Source organism: Vibrio sp. V42_P2S4T144, from assembly GCF_009904715.1.
GTDB lineage: Bacteria > Pseudomonadota > Gammaproteobacteria > Enterobacterales > Vibrionaceae > Vibrio > Vibrio alginolyticus.
On record NZ_WXWS01000219.1, the window covers coordinates 1 to 14,599 of the forward strand.

Consider the following 14,599-nt stretch of genomic DNA (forward strand, 5'->3'; position numbering starts at 1 on the left):
AGCCCACACCAATGCCGGCAGCAACCAGCAGTGCAACATATCGTTTTTTTATTGACATAATTAGCAACACTTCCAAATAAAATGTAATTATAGGTCGCAAATTACTACTTTATGGGTAGTCCTCTCTTGATCCACATCATTTCCGTGTTGCTCTGTATGCCTCAAGTATGAAATTTTGTTATTTGCATCTCAAAGATGAATATATGGCAATAATCCATTACCCAGCCAACTATTCACCACATAAATCACTTTTATGAATGCAACTATTTGATTAAACAGATAAGAGGATGAGAGACTGAATCTCCACATTGATGCAGTAAGGACACGCATGTCAGTTTACATCGAGACGCACAGAAGCCAATTAAGACCCATCAAAGCCAGTGACTGGGAACTCTTTCAACGATTACTTTCCGAACAAGAGGTTATTGCGCTCTGTTTCGATCGTCCCAGCGAAACAGAAATAAGAGAAAAATTTGCTTCGCGATTATTACCATGGACCCCAAATTGCCAGCATTGGCTTTGCCTTGTAATACTCGATAAGCAATCTGAACAACCCATCGGCATCACTGGCTTTGCTATTGAAAACGGTAAGGCAGAGGTAGGTTACTTACTTTTGCCGGAATTTCATGGCCAACAGTTTGGAACAGAAACTCTTCAAGCGCTTCTATACTGGGCAACCTCGACACATAACATCAACCACTTTTCCGCGACGGTCACTGAAGGCAATATTGCATCAGAGCGTGTCCTGATAAAATGTGGTTTCGAACTCATTGAGGTCATTCCAGACGCATACCAAATTGGTGGCAAACCCTACGCCGATAAAATCTACTCACTACATAAATAAGGACGTATTTTGAATAAAGTAGTCATCATTACCGGCGCAAGCCGAGGCATTGGAGCCGCAGCGGCAAAAAAGCTGGCCGAGCAAGGCTATCGCGTTTGCGTTAATTACCGCACTCAGCAAGAGGCCGCCGACCAAGTTGTGGCAGAAATACAAGCAAACGGTGGAAAAGCGATTGCCATCGCCGCAGACGTAGCCGATGAGAAGCAAGTGCTCTCCTTGTTTGATGAAACAGAACGTGAATTTGGTGCAGTGACGCACTTGGTCAACAACGTTGGCATCCTATTTACTCAATCGCCTTTGTCTGAAATCAGCTTGGAACGCTTTCAGAAAGTAATGAACACCAATGTGAATAGCTGTTTCCTCTGCTGTCGAGAAGCGGCGAGGCGATTCAGTGCAGGCGGTGCAATTGTGAATGTCTCCTCTGGAGCGTCGCGCTCAGGCGCGCCATTTGAGTATGTCGATTACGCCACATCAAAAGGCGCGATGGATACCTTAACTAAAGGGCTCTCGCTAGAGTTGGCAGAGCGCAATATTCGCGTCAATGGCGTTCGACCTGGTTTCATTTACACTGATATGCATGCCGACGGCGGAGAACCAAACCGAGTAGATAGACTCAGCCCTCAAATTCCTCTTAAACGCGGTGGCACGGTAGAAGAAGTGGCAAATGCGATCGCTTGGCTATTAAGTGACGAAGCCTCTTATGTCACGGGATCATTTATCGATATTGCAGGGGGCAGATAGAATGCAAGTCCATATCCGACAAGCAACTCCCGATGATTTAGACGAAATTTTTCAGCTTAATTTTCAAATTAATTCACTGCATTTTGCAAATGCGCCAGAAGCCTTTGTTGCGCCTTCAGAAGCTGACCGCGAATTTCTTGCACAAGCACTAGAGAACAAAGAGCGACTCTTTTTGATTGCCGAACGCGAACAGCAAATTCTCGGCTTCTTAACCGCGATGATCACCCAAAACGACACCGTCAGTTTTCTGATCAAAGACCCAATTTGTCGCGTGGGAACAATTGTTGTCGATGAAGCGCAAAAGCAGCAAGGAATCGGCCGCCAACTGCTCCAAACCTGTGAGCAATGGGCGCGCGATGCCAATGCCACACAAGTTCGATTGGAAGTGATGGAATTCAATCAGCCAGCACAGCGCTTTTACGATAATCAAGGTTTTAAAACTAACTCACGCATTATGCTGAAACATTTGTAACGATAACGACAATTAAGCGCTTTTCACGACTAAACCCACCTAAATCGCATTTATCGATGCAATTTACCCCCCTGATTTTAGAAAAAGACGATATGATGTGCGGATAAGGAGATTCGAACATGATTTATCTTTTCGATTGGGGGAACACCTTGATGGTAGATTTCCCTCACGCACAAGGAAAAATGTGCGATTGGGAACACGTAGAAGCTGTTCCTCAAGCCAGAGAAACACTGGCAATACTTTCCCAAAATCATCCCATCTACATTGCGACCAGTGCATCTGATTCCAACATGGAAGAGGTTCAGCGTGCATTTGTTCGCGTCGACTTAGACCAATACTTAAATGGCTATTTTTGTTTTGCCAACCTCGGTATCGCTAAAAACCTACCTGAGTTTTATCTCGCCATCGCAAAACAGTTAGGGGTTAACGTGAGTGGAATAACCATGGTTGGCGATTTACCTCACAAAGATATTTACCCTGCGATGAAAGCGGGCGTAAACACAATTTGGTTTAACCCAACGGGCGCTGATGCACCAGCCGAAGCCATTCCTAACCAAATTCGTTGTTTATCTGAGCTTATCCCCTAACCGTTACTAACCTGCACTAATCAAGGAAGATGAATGCAAATCAGATCCATCAAGGTGAGCGATATCGCGCGCTTCACCGCGCTGTGGAATCGAGTGTACTCCGAAGGGGAATTTTTGATTTCTCCTGCACCCGATAACGCAACGCTTCGCAGAATCCTGCAACGTGTGGAAAACGAGTCCATCCCTCAGTTTGTCGCGTTTGACCGCCAAAAACTTATCGGTAGTGTTGAAATCTACCCAGCTGAGATGTGCGGTTACGAAAGAGGGCAACGCCTTCGCGTCGGTATTCTTGGTATTCACATCGACAAAAACTACCGAGGCAAAGGATTGGGGCGGAAACTATTGGCAGTCGCGATCGCACGTGGTTGGGAATTTGGTTACGACCAAATCGCACTCTACGTATACACAACCAACACACCAGCGATTGCTTTGTATGAACGGTTTGGATTTGAACATCAGGGGGAACTTGGGGAAGTGACCTTGCCAAATGGTAAAGTCTTGATGAGTCAAAAAATGGTATTGTATAAAGCGCAAAGCCCTTCGAAAAACCCCGATTTGTAGAGTCACGATAACCGTTGTTCGCAACACTTATTCGGGATTAACACCCTTGCGTCACATACCCTCGAACAATTGAATCGTTAGAGGCTTGATTCACGTAGTAGAAATAGCATGCCTCTTCTGCCAGTGTGTAACCTTGCGGCCAAATGTACACAACGCGATCAACTCCCGATTTATCTAAGAACTGATAATCAGGAATCGCGACAAAATGAGCACTGTTTGGGTGCTGCTGACCGATGATGCAAAAATCACTGCCTTTGCACGGCACGTCAATTTTCGAATAACCTCTGGCTGGTAGATCGATTTCTAACAAAGCTCGAATACTATCGGCACTCGCTTCTGGCATGCCTTTGCGTGTTTTGACATGTCGGTCAATGTAGTGAACGTGCTCTTGGCCGTAAGCGTTATCAATCACTGATTGAGCATGGAAGAACTTGAGAGCCGTACCCAAAGAAGACTGAGAACTGTGCAGCATCGCAGCGTATGCTTGGCGATGAATATCGAGTAGTACTGGTAAAGCAGCTAATGCGATGAAAGCCAAAGTGGTAAGCACTATGGTGATTTCCATCAGCGTAAATCCCTTTGATTTCACGTTTCTTATCTCAACTAGCCCAAGACAATAGCCCCACATCCATGTGAGACCGAGCCAATATATCGCCAATTTCTTACGATTAAAGGCTTAAGGGGTAAGAAGAGACAAACACCACGCAAACTTGAGAACAGCAGCCAAAGAGCAGTGTAACAAAACGACGCTATGTGTCAGATATTAGACGGTTTTTACTCTCTAGTTACTGAGTAAAGGCACATTATTTCGCACCAGACCACGACGAACATTCGTGCACATTTTGCCAAAACGACGAATCTCATCGAACTGCGGAACAATGCCGCGCTCCATGGCTGACTCCCAATAAGTGACTTCTGAATCGACCATTTCCAACAATTTCTTCGGACAGCCAATGCACTGCCCTTCTGGTCCACATACAAACGTTTCTGGTTCATAAATTGGTAGTTCCGCTTTTACTTGCTCGATGATGCTACGCATGGCGGTCATTCGATCTGGCTTTACCTTCATCATTCTGCTCCACGGATTAAGATGAAGCAGATTGTACCCACTGATACGCAAATGTCCCTAGCCAATTTAGGTATATTCTGTTTGAATCGATTTCTTTATCGTCAGATCCGGCTTTTTAACCACCAAATACACCGCCGTAGCTGCCAGTACGAAACCAGAAATCCCCATCCAATCAAATGACTCTCCAAACGCGAGCCAAGCCTGAATCGCCGTCGTTGGCGGCACTAGGTAGAATACAGAAGCTACGCTCGATGCAGCACCGTTCTTAACCATGTACAGCAGCAGTAGAATAGCTACACAAGAGAGCACGACGACCAACCACAACACAGTCAAAATAAACTCCAGTTCCCACTGCACTTGCATGGTTTCAAACTGCATCGCAACGGGCAGAAACATGACGAGCGCGGCCAAATATTGCACCGTCGCACCACCCACCATATCCACTTGTTGGCAATGTTTTTTCTGATACAGCGTCCCTAGCGTGATACCAACCAAAGCCAACAAACACAAACCAATGGCCAACACTTTATGCTGCTCGGATTGCCACTCCATTTTGCCCATCAACACCATAGCGATACCGACAAAACCAAGAGCCAAACCCAACCATTGCGAGGGTTTAAATTCCTCACGAACAAACGCCACCAGTAAAGCCGCGGTTAAAATCGGTTGAATACCCACCAGCAACGAACTCAACCCAGCAGGCATACCCAAGGCGATAGCGAAATAAGTACCGCCCAGATAGAAACCGTGGATCAACGCACCAACTACACAGCTGTGCCAAAAATCTTTTCCTGTCGGCAACCTTCTACGCAATACCGCCACAAGAACCAGAAACAATAAGACATTGAATGCCATACGGATAGAAAGTAGTGTCGTTGGCTCGGCATATTGCAAACCAAAACGCGCACCAACGAATCCAGAAGCCCAAAGGATGACAAATACAAAAGGGATGGCTCGGATTAACATGATCGCCTCACTCACGCTTGTTTTATGTTTTGAGATACTGCTAATGTAATTAGGTACAGTGTTTTCAAAAAGTGACAGATGGAAGTGTTTTTATGGGTACAGATTTATTGGGAAGCGGTGAAGGGAATAAGTACCTCGTGGTGGAAAAACACCTCAAACAAGCCATCAGTGGTGGCGTTTATCAGGCGGATGATCGACTGCCCTCCATTCGCTCGTTGAGCCAAGAATTAAACGTCAGTAAAAATACCGTGATTCGTGCGTATCAAGAGCTGGAAGCACAAAACTTGGTGTACTCGGTTCCCAAATCGGGTTATCGAGTTAAAGTCGCTTTGCCGACCTCTCGCTCAATTCCGGATCCGACTCGCGTGGATTTGCTCTCGATCTGCAAAGAAATCCTTACTTATCCTGAATACCAAGAGCGTTTGCCTACCGGTTCTGCCCACCCAAACATTGACTCTCCCGCGATCAAAAGCTTGTACGCCGAGATCGGCCGTCACAGCCGCCAGCAAACGCATGTACCGAGCCATTACCAGTTGCCACCCGGTGATCACCTCTTAATTAAACAACTGGCGAAAATCACGCAAGATTTGGGCACACCAGCCAAATTGGATGAAATCATGGTGACGCACGGCGCGCAACAAGCAATAAGCCTAGCGCTGCGCGCAACGACACAAAAAGGCGATATCGTCGCGGTGGAGTCTCCTTGTTATTTTGGAAACTTATTGATGCTCGAATCACTCGGCCTCAAAGTGGTGGAAATCCCGAGTTGCCCACGAGACGGTATGTGCCCCGAAGCCTTAGCAAAAGCAATGGCGACATGGGACATAAAAGCGATCATCGTAACACCAAACTTCACCAACCCTACTGGTGCCATGATGCCGTTAGAAAAGCGCCAGCAATTGCTATTGGCGTCCGGCAATGTTCCTATTATCGAAGACGATGTGTTTGGCGGGTTAAGTTATGATAAGCCGTTGCCAAGCTTGAGCTTGCTCGATGACAAGCAACGCGTGATTTACGTGAATTCGTTATCCAAAACACTCGATTCGCGTTTGAGAATTGGTTGGATGCTGGCGGGGAGATATCGAGATCAAATTGAGCAATATCTACTGTGTGAGAACATGGGCAGTTTGAACCTAATGCAGTCAGCCGTGGCAACGTTTCTAACGTCAGGCAAGTATCGAACGCATACTGCGCGAATGGGTCGGGTTTATCAAAACAACATGCGTCGATTTATCCAGATGCTTCATCAATACTTGGATGAATACGAATCTCTAAAAAATCGATATCAGATCAACGCCGTGCAAGGCTCGTTCTTGCTTTGGTTGCGACTGCCCGAAGACACGGATAGTTATGCGTTGTATCAAGCGTGCAATAAGCACAGAATCAGCCTACTTCCCGGCACCGTATTTGGCACTCAAGAGCAATATCGACATTGCGTACGCCTCAGCGTGGCAAACTTTGGTCATGAAACCGATTGGAGTCATGCAATGCAAACACTGGCAAAGTTGATAGCAAAGCATGCCTGTTAACTCGCTCTTGCTAAATGAACTTATGCCCACACACGCAAACAGGTAACAACAAAAAACTCCACGCAAAGGTGGAGTTTTCTCGTATCGTTATCGCCCTCAGTGCGACTTAATTTGCCACATTCTCGCGACGTTTTCGGCTAAATTGGCAACGTTGACGTCGGCCTCTTTCATGGCCTCAGATAAGCTCATCGCCCTTGGTACACAAGCAAACACCGCATCAATTCCGCACTCATAAACCGCCTGATAGTTGTCGCCCACACAGCCTGCTAATGCAATGACTGGTAAATTAAACTGTTTGGCCACCTTAGCAACGCCCATCGGGGTTTTGCCATGTGCGGTTTGATGATCGATGCGACCCTCGCCTGTGAATACGATATCCGCATCCGCAACATGCTGAGCAAGCTTGACCGTTTCTAGCACAATCTGAATTCCCGGTTGCAAACGTGCTGGCGTGTACCCGAGCAAGGCCGCGCCCATACCACCAGCAGCACCCGCCCCTTCACGAGTCAGTACGTGCTTACCCGTCGCTTGTTCCGTCAACTCGCCAAACTTGCGCAATGCGTTATCGAGCAGAGTGACGTCTGACGCTGTCGCTCCCTTTTGCGGGCCAAAGATAGCCGACGCGCCTTTGTCGCCACAGAGTGGGTTATCAACATCGCACGCTACCAACACTTCGCAAGCAGCTAAGCGCGGGTCAAGACCAGAAATATCGATGGACGCAAGCGCCGCTAACCCGCCTCCATTTGGGGTAATTGCATGGCCAGATTCATCAAGAAACGTAGCCCCCAACGCGGTCAACATACCCACGCCACCATCATTGGTAGCGCTGCCGCCCAAACCAATGATTAAGCGTTGAATACCTCTGTCTAGCGCGTGTTTGATCAGCTGTCCGGTACCAATGCTACTGGTCAGTTTTGGGTCGCGAGCGTCACTCGGCACAAGGTGCAGCCCACTGGCCTCCGCCATTTCAATAACCGCGGTTTCGCCGTCGCCGAGGATGCCATAAAACGCTTCAACATCATTCCCTAATGGCGCGGTCACTGTTGTGAAGACTTGTTCGCCTTGAGTTGCATCTATCAAAGATTGAACCGTGCCTTCGCCTCCGTCTGCGACCGGAACCGTAACAAACTCGGCATCATGCCATACGCGAGCAAGACCCGTTTTGATCGCCTCGCTCACTTGTTTGGCGGTTAAGCTTTCTTTAAATGAATCAGGTGCAATTACCACTTTCATACGTATTTCCAGAGACTTATAAGAGAACGAGACTCAAAATGTACACCAATGCCATTGCCGTGACACCTTGAACGAGCGTAGCCATGGTTTGCGCGCGGTACGCTAAGCCCACCGACATGCGGCTAAACTGCGACACTACCCAGAAGAAGCTGTCGTTTGCATGAGAAACCGTCATCGCACCTGCACCGATCGCCATCACCGTTAATACGCGGCCCATTTCTGAATCTAGCCCCAATTGCGTAAGCATAGGCGCAACCAAAGCTGATGTGGTCACCAGCGCAACCGTTGACGAACCTTGCGCCGATTTTAGCGCAGCCGCAACGATAAATGGCATGAAAATACCCACGCCCAGCGCCGATAACGTCGTACCCAAGTATTCACCTAGCGGCGTTGCTTTTAATACCGCGCCAAATGCACCACCCGCACCGGTAATCAAAAGAATAGGCGCAGCAGCCGTAATACCTTGGCTGATTCGCTCGCCAAATTCTTCAATCTTGTTGTCTGACTTGAGTAGGCGAACAGAAAGGAACAGGCCAATCACCAATGCAGTTAGTGGCTGTCCTAAGAAAGTCAGAACATCAAACACAAAACCTTCGCCCAGCGGTAGGCTTGGGAATTTCGCGATAGAGCCAAAACAGATCAATAAGATTGGAACAAAAATAGGAGCAAATGCTTGGCTCGCCGTTGGCAATTTGCCGTAAGACGCTTTGAGTGCTTGCCAGTCATGCTGAATTTCATCTGCGGCTTCAATGCCATCTGGTTCAACATGTTGGAATCGGTTCGCCCACAACATACCCGCTAGCGCCGCAACCGCTGCAACAAACACACCCACACCAATCACTAAACCAAGGTTAGATTCCAGGCCTAAGTTACCCGCAGCGGCAATCGGGCCAGGAGTTGGCGGCACAAACGTGTGCGTTGCGTATAGGCCAGTTGCCAACGCCACACTCATCGCAACGCTTGAGGTTTTTAAACGCTTCGCGAGTGATTCTTTGAGCGAGTTCAGAATGACAAAGCCTGAATCACAAAATACTGGAACAGAAACGATGTAACCGATGATACTCATGGTCAATGTAGGGAAACGCTCACCCAACACTTTGATGACCGTATCGGCCATGGTGATCGCCGCACCACTTTTTTCCAAAATAACACCAATGATGGTACCTAAAACGATAACCAAACCAATGTAACCAAGGATGCCGCCAAAGCCAGAAGCAATGGTTTTGGCAATGCTATCTGCCGGTAAGCCGTAAGCAAATGCCGCAAGGAACGCCGCGATGATCAGCGCTAAAAAGGGATGTAATTTGAATTTGGTGGTCGTGAGCACAATAAATGCGATCACCCCGAGCAGGATTAATATAAGGTTCATGATAACTCCATTTATTCTTATTTTGCTGAGCGAGTCCGTGTTGGCTCACTCAACATGTAGGGACGCATGAATTATTAATCGTTTGCTTTAGAATTCCTTTAGGCGGAGTGACAAATGATGTGGTCAAAAAATGACGCGTATTGTGCAGATGCACAATATCACGACATTTTTGAGAGCCGAGTCGCAATATAAAGCTCCGCTAACCCCACAAAATTGGTAGTTGGTAGCCCTGTTATCTCGGTGATTTTCTCTAACCGATAGCGCAGAGTGTTCCGGTGAATAAACAGCATTTTAGAGCATTCTGTTACATTGCCATTGCATTCAAACAGTGCATCTAGGGTTTTCAATAATTGCCCAGATTTGTCTTTCTCTTTCAACCGTTTCACACCATCAATAATTTGTTCACCTTGCCAAATATCCGCCAACGGCGCTAACAAAACAGGCAAACGAAGTTCATCGAACAGGTACTTACGTTTCTCTGGGTAGAACTGCTTGCCAATAGCTAATACCTGCTTCGCACTTTGGTATGACAACGCGACATCTTTAGGCTCATTAAACAGCTGCCCTAGCGCAATGTGAAACGTATGCGAATCGTGATCGCTTAAACGCGACATCAACTTATCAATGCGCTCACTTTCAACTTGGCTATCCCACTGCTTGGCGGAATGACACGGTTTCAACACCACAATTTCATTCACCGAGACAATCGCAACCAGGTTGTTACGCTCTGGGTATTCAAGCAGCTCAACAATATTGCGCACACTCTTCATGCTTTTCGAGGCGGACGGCGTCGAGACTTCAATCACCGTTGCCACCCTTGGTTGAGTAACATCGATAGAAAGACGCATCGCCCAATCTTTCAGCTCTTCATCGGTCAATTTGCCATTGATCCAAGCCAGAATAAACTCTTCACGATGACGTCTGTCCCACTGAAATTTTTCCACCAGCGCAGCTTGCTCGATTGTTAGTTCAGCGGTCATTTTAACCAGTTTTGCAAAATCTCGGATTTTCTCCGGCTCGCCTGTGACGCCAACAATACCGACCACGTCGCCATGTAATTTCAACAACATATTGATACCGGGTTTGACACCCTGCAACGTCAAACATTGCTGCTCATTAAGCTCTAGCGAATCGCCATGATTCAGCGCCAGTACCGCGCCATCATGCACTTGCCCAACACGTTTAGGGTCGCCACTGCCAATGATGATGCCTGCCGAGTTCATCACATTCACATTGTGACCAATGATGGACATGGTTCGATCAACAATTTGTTGTGCTAAAGCGTGGTCGAGAATCACCATTTCGAGTTTCCAAATTGACCGTTTAATCACTCAATAAATCACAAATGGCAAACTATCGCGATGCTGCGGTTCTAAATAACGGAAGCAGCTCAAAGCATTATCCAATTAACCACACTTAAAAAGCGGATTAAACCTTCATTTTTAGCAGAGGGTTATATACTTAGAACAAAGGTTACCAATGCATTCTTCACTGTGCATTGATGCCACTCGTCTACCTACAGAGGAGAGATCAACATGGAGTTACGGAATAAATCGGGGGAAGTTGCAAATATTGCTGATAACCTCACTTTGAAGGAAATCACAGAAATGGGCTACACCGTAGATTTATGCGATGAAGCATTTGCCCCTGGAGAGCATTGGAAAGCGGAAGGTAAAACGCAAGGTATGGGCGAGTATCCAGAGGATTAAACGTCCTGACTAACCAGCGCACAAAGCGCTCCACAAACAGAAAAGCCGAGCGACTTAACGCTCGGTTTTCTACTTTTGAACTTCTTGAATAAACAAGCTCATCTCTTCAAGATAATTGCCGTTTGAGCATCCCCAGTCGGTGACCTCAATCAACTCTGTAACTAACTGTCCAGACTCATCATCTTGCACTCTCTGCACAAACGCTTCAAAACGTTCCAGTTGCGCCTGACTCTTAACGCCATGCACGGCATATTCTACAAGCAAGCCGTTGTACGTCTGCCAGCGCTGGTCGCCCGCAACATCATTGCTTAAAATCACAGAACACTTTTGTTGAATGCTTTCAACCGCATCATTTCTTGGTGGCGCGACTGTGGAACATCCAACTAAAATCGTACCTACCGCCAATAACGTAACTTTTGTCTTATTTATCATATCGTTTCCAACTGTATCGCCACGATATGGAAATCTTATTACACCTGATAAGGATCATCGATAGCGCACCGCAGATTAATTACTTAATAAACTGTAAACTCCATACCAGTCTTAATACTGCAAGCTCAGAACTCCTATTAACTCGCCCAAAGGTAAACAAATAGTAAAATCACCTTTACGCGATGCAAAATCGACAAATGAGATTAGCGTTCCTTTCTCGCGACCAAGCGTGCAATAATCAACTGTCTACATAACGAAACCATTTGAAGGATCAAAATGACCGCAACGGATTACCTCAACGACCTCAATCAACGTTACCTTGCGATTCACCGCACCAAAGAAGATTTCTTTTGGGAAACTTACATGGGGATCAGCGATGACCATGATGGCTCGACGCAAGCACAAACGGCATGGACAAGCTTTTTAAGCAACGCCGAGCAAATTACTGCCATCAAACAACAGCTTGAAGCCGCGGACTCAATTACCGACCCACAAGAGAAACAACAAACCATTACGGGTCTATCTGGTTGGCTGGCGATGTTTGAATCTCACGCTATCGAGGGCGAAAAAGCACAAGCGTTGAAAAATCAGCTCATTGCCTTTGAAGCTGAGCTCTTCGAGAAAAAACAGAACCACGTACAAACATTTACCGATGAGAACGGCGAGCAAGTAGAAGGTTCACTTCCAGTATTAAGCTCAACAATTCGCACTAGCAATCATGAAGAAGTTCGCCAATCGGCTCACCAAGCGTTGCTGAACCTTGAACAATGGCTACTGCAAAACGGCTTTATAGAACTGATCAAACTGCGCAACCAGTTCGCTCGCTCACTGGGTTATGCGACTTTCTTTGATTACTCCGTGCAAAAAACGGAAAAGATGAGCTCCGAGCAGCTATTCGAAATTTTGGAAGATTTCGAACAACGCACGCGAGATGCGCATCTAAACAGCTTAGAAAACTTGGCGAAAGAGAAAGGCGCAAGCGCACTAGCAGGCTACAACTTTGTTTACTCATTCGCGGGTAACGTTATGCGTGACCTTGACCCATACGTGCCGTTCTCAAAATCTCTGAGACGCTGGGTAGAATCGTTTGGTCGCCTAAATATTGATTACTCTGGCGCGACGCTAACGCTGGATTTACTAGATCGCAAAGGTAAGTACCCGAATGGGTTCTGCCACGGCCCTATCCCTTCTTTCTATAATCAAGGCGAATGGGTCGCAGCGCAGGTGAACTTCACCAGTAATGCCAAACCAGACCAAGTGGGCAGCGGCTACGATGGCATTAACACGCTGTTCCACGAAGGTGGCCACGCAGCACACTTTGCGAACGTAAAAATGAACGCGCCTTGTTTCTCGCAGGAGTTTGCGCCGACGTCAATGGCTTATGCAGAAACTCAGTCGATGTTCTGTGACAGCCTGTTAACCGATGCCGATTGGCTAAAACAATACGCACTGGATGATGAAGGGAATCCGGTTCCTGATGAGATTATTCAAGCGATGATCAACAGTCGTCAGCCATTCAAAGCTTATGAAGAACGTAGCATCTTGGTTGTGCCGTACTTTGAACGCGCGTTATATCAACTGAGCGATGACGAGTTAACGCCAGAACGCATCACTAAGCTGGCTCGCGATTGTGAAAAACAGATCCTCGGTTTGGAATGCAGCCCTCGCCCACTGATGGCGATTCCACATTTGCTATCCGACGAAGCGGCGTGTGCGTATCAAGGTTACCTACTCGCGCACATGGCGGTGTACCAGACCCGTGCATACTTCCTTGAGAAGTTTGGTTACCTAACGGATAACCCAGAAATTGGCCCACTGCTGGCAAAACACTACTGGCACGCAGGCAATCACTTGTCGCACAACGAAACCATTGTCAGCCTGACTGGCGAAGGCTTCAATGCCAAATACCTTGCAGACGTGTGTAACCTGTCACCAGAACAGGCATGGGAAGTGCAGCAGAAGAAAATCGACTCACTTGCGACGCGAGAGCGAGCACCAGTCGCTTTACTGAACGCCGCGATTAAAGTCGTCGACGGCAGTAAAGAGCTGGCAAGCAACGCCATCTCTGACGAACAAATGTGTGACGATTTTGAACGTTACATCATAGAGACTTACGGTCGATAACACACAGAAAGCCAGGAGCTCGCCTTCTGGCTTTTTATTCTTTAGCTAATGCAATAGGAAGGAAGATCCATGTACCAAGAAGTCATCAAATTTTGGTTCGAGGAGCTATCGCCCCAAAATTGGTTTGAAAACAACCCAGAACTGGACAAGCGCATTGCATCGCGATTTGCCTCGGTATTAGAACAAGCCGCTCGTTGTGAACTGTTTAATTGGCGTGACAGCGCACAAGGACGATTGGCCGAAATCATCGTCCTCGACCAGTTTTCACGTAATGTGTATCGCAACACCCCAAAAGCGTTTGCACAAGACCCACTCGCATTAGCATTGGCTCAAGAGGCAATTCGGTTAGGTCACGACAAAGAATTAGCGCCTGAGCAGCTAAGTTTTTTGTACATGCCATTTATGCATAGCGAATCTCGCCTCATTCATGTCGAAGCTGAAAAATTGTTTCGCGCATCAGGGCTTGAAAATAACTACGATTTTGAGCTAAAACACAAAGCCATCATCGACCAGTTTGGGCGCTATCCTCATCGCAATGCGATACTGGGAAGAAAGAGCACTCCCGAAGAGTTAGCGTTTTTGCAACAACCTGGGTCAAGTTTCTAAATAACAATGAATAATGAGTTAACCATGAGAGACCACGCAGTATGCTGGCCATGCTTGCTAAAACTAGACGGCGACGATGAGCTGATCTACACGCATTCCCAGTCCGACTTAGACTCTGAATGCGAAGCCCTCATTTTTGGGCAAGATGATTACGTTATTGACTCAAATGGCAACACGTTCGAATTGAAAAACAATGGTTCGAACACCACTCTTTTACACCCAAAAGAACGAACGCTGTCCGTAGAAGAGGTTACGTCATTAATCCAATCGCATGAATTCAGCCTCGCGCAACGGTGCATTATCAAGATTCATTTCACCTCGGTGAGGCAAGCTGTTGAGGCCTTAGCTCACTAAATC

Annotated in this window: 17 protein-coding genes; 10 read left to right on the forward strand and 7 right to left on the reverse strand. The window is 47.0% G+C overall.

What is annotated here, in order from left to right:
* Positions 1-328: 328 nt before the first annotated feature.
* From CAG68_RS07810 to CAG68_RS07830, 5 genes are all read left to right on the forward strand, one after another.
* Positions 329-844 carry a GNAT family N-acetyltransferase gene (locus tag CAG68_RS07810; protein ID WP_005374306.1) on the forward strand — a complete coding sequence of 172 codons (516 nt, stop codon included), beginning with the start codon at positions 329-331 and terminating at the stop codon, positions 842-844.
* Between the two features lie 9 nt (positions 845-853).
* A complete protein-coding gene (locus CAG68_RS07815) occupies positions 854-1,585 on the forward strand; it encodes a glucose 1-dehydrogenase (protein ID WP_017821007.1) in 732 nt (243 codons plus the stop codon).
* A 1-nt stretch (position 1,586) separates the two neighbouring features.
* The gene (locus tag CAG68_RS07820; protein WP_017821008.1) at positions 1,587-2,057 is read left to right on the forward strand and encodes a GNAT family N-acetyltransferase; all 471 of its coding nucleotides are present in this window, start codon (positions 1,587-1,589) and stop codon (positions 2,055-2,057) included.
* A 119-nt stretch (positions 2,058-2,176) separates the two neighbouring features.
* Complete coding sequence (locus CAG68_RS07825) at positions 2,177-2,644, forward strand: HAD family hydrolase (protein ID WP_017821009.1); 468 nt, start codon at positions 2,177-2,179, stop codon at positions 2,642-2,644.
* Positions 2,645-2,677: 33 nt separating this feature from the next.
* Positions 2,678-3,205: a GNAT family N-acetyltransferase gene (locus CAG68_RS07830; protein WP_005374314.1), complete on the forward strand. Its 528-nt coding sequence runs from the start codon at positions 2,678-2,680 to the stop codon at positions 3,203-3,205.
* 37 nt (positions 3,206-3,242) lie between these two features.
* On the opposite strand, the gene CAG68_RS07835 is transcribed toward CAG68_RS07830, so the two are convergent.
* From CAG68_RS07835 to CAG68_RS07845, 3 genes are all read right to left on the reverse strand, one after another.
* Positions 3,243-3,833 (reverse strand): type II secretion system protein, encoded by a 591-nt coding sequence (locus tag CAG68_RS07835; protein ID WP_225474250.1) that lies wholly within the window; start codon positions 3,831-3,833, stop codon positions 3,243-3,245.
* 153 nt (positions 3,834-3,986) lie between these two features.
* Positions 3,987-4,274, reverse strand: a complete 288-nt coding sequence (locus tag CAG68_RS07840; protein WP_005374318.1) for a hypothetical protein — start codon at positions 4,272-4,274, stop codon at positions 3,987-3,989.
* 66 nt (positions 4,275-4,340) lie between these two features.
* Complete coding sequence (locus tag CAG68_RS07845) at positions 4,341-5,240, reverse strand: EamA family transporter (protein WP_161440980.1); 900 nt, start codon at positions 5,238-5,240, stop codon at positions 4,341-4,343.
* 92 nt (positions 5,241-5,332) lie between these two features.
* Here CAG68_RS07845 and CAG68_RS07850 point away from each other — a divergent pair, with 92 nt between their 5' ends.
* Complete coding sequence (locus CAG68_RS07850; protein ID WP_161440981.1) at positions 5,333-6,769, forward strand: aminotransferase-like domain-containing protein; 1,437 nt, start codon at positions 5,333-5,335, stop codon at positions 6,767-6,769.
* Positions 6,770-6,865: 96 nt separating this feature from the next.
* On the opposite strand, the gene CAG68_RS07855 is transcribed toward CAG68_RS07850, so the two are convergent.
* The 3 genes from CAG68_RS07855 to CAG68_RS07865 all read right to left on the reverse strand — a co-directional run bounded on the left by CAG68_RS07855 (position 6,866) and on the right by CAG68_RS07865 (position 10,672).
* Positions 6,866-8,002, reverse strand: a complete 1,137-nt coding sequence (locus CAG68_RS07855; RefSeq protein WP_086047579.1) for a glycerate kinase — start codon at positions 8,000-8,002, stop codon at positions 6,866-6,868.
* A 16-nt stretch (positions 8,003-8,018) separates the two neighbouring features.
* On the reverse strand, positions 8,019-9,371 hold the full coding sequence (locus CAG68_RS07860; RefSeq protein WP_005482895.1) for a GntP family permease: 1,353 nt from the start codon (positions 9,369-9,371) through the stop codon (positions 8,019-8,021).
* Positions 9,372-9,529: 158 nt separating this feature from the next.
* Positions 9,530-10,672 (reverse strand): sugar diacid recognition domain-containing protein, encoded by a 1,143-nt coding sequence (locus CAG68_RS07865; RefSeq protein ID WP_005374330.1) that lies wholly within the window; start codon positions 10,670-10,672, stop codon positions 9,530-9,532.
* Positions 10,673-10,906: 234 nt separating this feature from the next.
* On the opposite strand from CAG68_RS07865, the gene CAG68_RS22130 reads away from it, so the two are divergent.
* On the forward strand, positions 10,907-11,080 hold the full coding sequence (locus tag CAG68_RS22130) for a hypothetical protein (RefSeq protein WP_086047580.1): 174 nt from the start codon (positions 10,907-10,909) through the stop codon (positions 11,078-11,080).
* 69 nt (positions 11,081-11,149) lie between these two features.
* Here CAG68_RS22130 and CAG68_RS07870 read toward each other — a convergent pair whose 3' ends face one another.
* On the reverse strand, positions 11,150-11,512 hold the full coding sequence (locus tag CAG68_RS07870; RefSeq protein ID WP_017634365.1) for a hypothetical protein: 363 nt from the start codon (positions 11,510-11,512) through the stop codon (positions 11,150-11,152).
* A 276-nt stretch (positions 11,513-11,788) separates the two neighbouring features.
* Here CAG68_RS07870 and CAG68_RS07875 point away from each other — a divergent pair, with 276 nt between their 5' ends.
* The 3 genes from CAG68_RS07875 to CAG68_RS07885 all read left to right on the forward strand — a co-directional run bounded on the left by CAG68_RS07875 (position 11,789) and on the right by CAG68_RS07885 (position 14,596).
* Positions 11,789-13,636 carry a M3 family metallopeptidase gene (locus CAG68_RS07875; RefSeq protein WP_161440982.1) on the forward strand — a complete coding sequence of 616 codons (1,848 nt, stop codon included), beginning with the start codon at positions 11,789-11,791 and terminating at the stop codon, positions 13,634-13,636.
* Positions 13,637-13,705: 69 nt separating this feature from the next.
* The gene (locus CAG68_RS07880) at positions 13,706-14,242 is read left to right on the forward strand and encodes a DUF924 family protein (protein WP_005383296.1); all 537 of its coding nucleotides are present in this window, start codon (positions 13,706-13,708) and stop codon (positions 14,240-14,242) included.
* Positions 14,243-14,266: 24 nt separating this feature from the next.
* The gene (locus CAG68_RS07885; protein WP_033907198.1) at positions 14,267-14,596 is read left to right on the forward strand and encodes a DUF4144 domain-containing protein; all 330 of its coding nucleotides are present in this window, start codon (positions 14,267-14,269) and stop codon (positions 14,594-14,596) included.
* The last annotated feature ends 3 nt before the right edge of the window (positions 14,597-14,599 follow it).

Excerpts from the sequence above, each read along its gene's own strand:
- CAG68_RS07855 (WP_086047579.1), bottom strand. The coding sequence starts at position 8,002 with ATGAAAGTGGTAATTGCACCTGATTCATTTAAAGAAAGCTTAACCGCC.
- CAG68_RS07845 (WP_161440980.1), bottom strand. The coding sequence starts at position 5,240 with ATGTTAATCCGAGCCATCCCTTTTGTATTTGTCATCCTTTGGGCTTCT.
- CAG68_RS07850 (WP_161440981.1), top strand. The coding sequence starts at position 5,333 with ATGGGTACAGATTTATTGGGAAGCGGTGAAGGGAATAAGTACCTCGTG.
- CAG68_RS07820 (WP_017821008.1), top strand. The coding sequence starts at position 1,587 with ATGCAAGTCCATATCCGACAAGCAACTCCCGATGATTTAGACGAAATT.
- CAG68_RS07870 (WP_017634365.1), bottom strand. The coding sequence starts at position 11,512 with ATGATAAATAAGACAAAAGTTACGTTATTGGCGGTAGGTACGATTTTA.
- CAG68_RS07835 (WP_225474250.1), bottom strand. The coding sequence starts at position 3,833 with ATGTGGGGCTATTGTCTTGGGCTAGTTGAGATAAGAAACGTGAAATCA.
- CAG68_RS07860 (WP_005482895.1), bottom strand. The coding sequence starts at position 9,371 with ATGAACCTTATATTAATCCTGCTCGGGGTGATCGCATTTATTGTGCTC.
- CAG68_RS07865 (WP_005374330.1), bottom strand. The coding sequence starts at position 10,672 with ATGGTGATTCTCGACCACGCTTTAGCACAACAAATTGTTGATCGAACC.
- CAG68_RS07810 (WP_005374306.1), top strand. The coding sequence starts at position 329 with ATGTCAGTTTACATCGAGACGCACAGAAGCCAATTAAGACCCATCAAA.
- CAG68_RS07885 (WP_033907198.1), top strand. The coding sequence starts at position 14,267 with ATGAGAGACCACGCAGTATGCTGGCCATGCTTGCTAAAACTAGACGGC.
- CAG68_RS07875 (WP_161440982.1), top strand. The coding sequence starts at position 11,789 with ATGACCGCAACGGATTACCTCAACGACCTCAATCAACGTTACCTTGCG.
- CAG68_RS07825 (WP_017821009.1), top strand. The coding sequence starts at position 2,177 with ATGATTTATCTTTTCGATTGGGGGAACACCTTGATGGTAGATTTCCCT.
- CAG68_RS22130 (WP_086047580.1), top strand. The coding sequence starts at position 10,907 with ATGGAGTTACGGAATAAATCGGGGGAAGTTGCAAATATTGCTGATAAC.
- CAG68_RS07830 (WP_005374314.1), top strand. The coding sequence starts at position 2,678 with ATGCAAATCAGATCCATCAAGGTGAGCGATATCGCGCGCTTCACCGCG.
- CAG68_RS07880 (WP_005383296.1), top strand. The coding sequence starts at position 13,706 with ATGTACCAAGAAGTCATCAAATTTTGGTTCGAGGAGCTATCGCCCCAA.
- CAG68_RS07840 (WP_005374318.1), bottom strand. The coding sequence starts at position 4,274 with ATGAAGGTAAAGCCAGATCGAATGACCGCCATGCGTAGCATCATCGAG.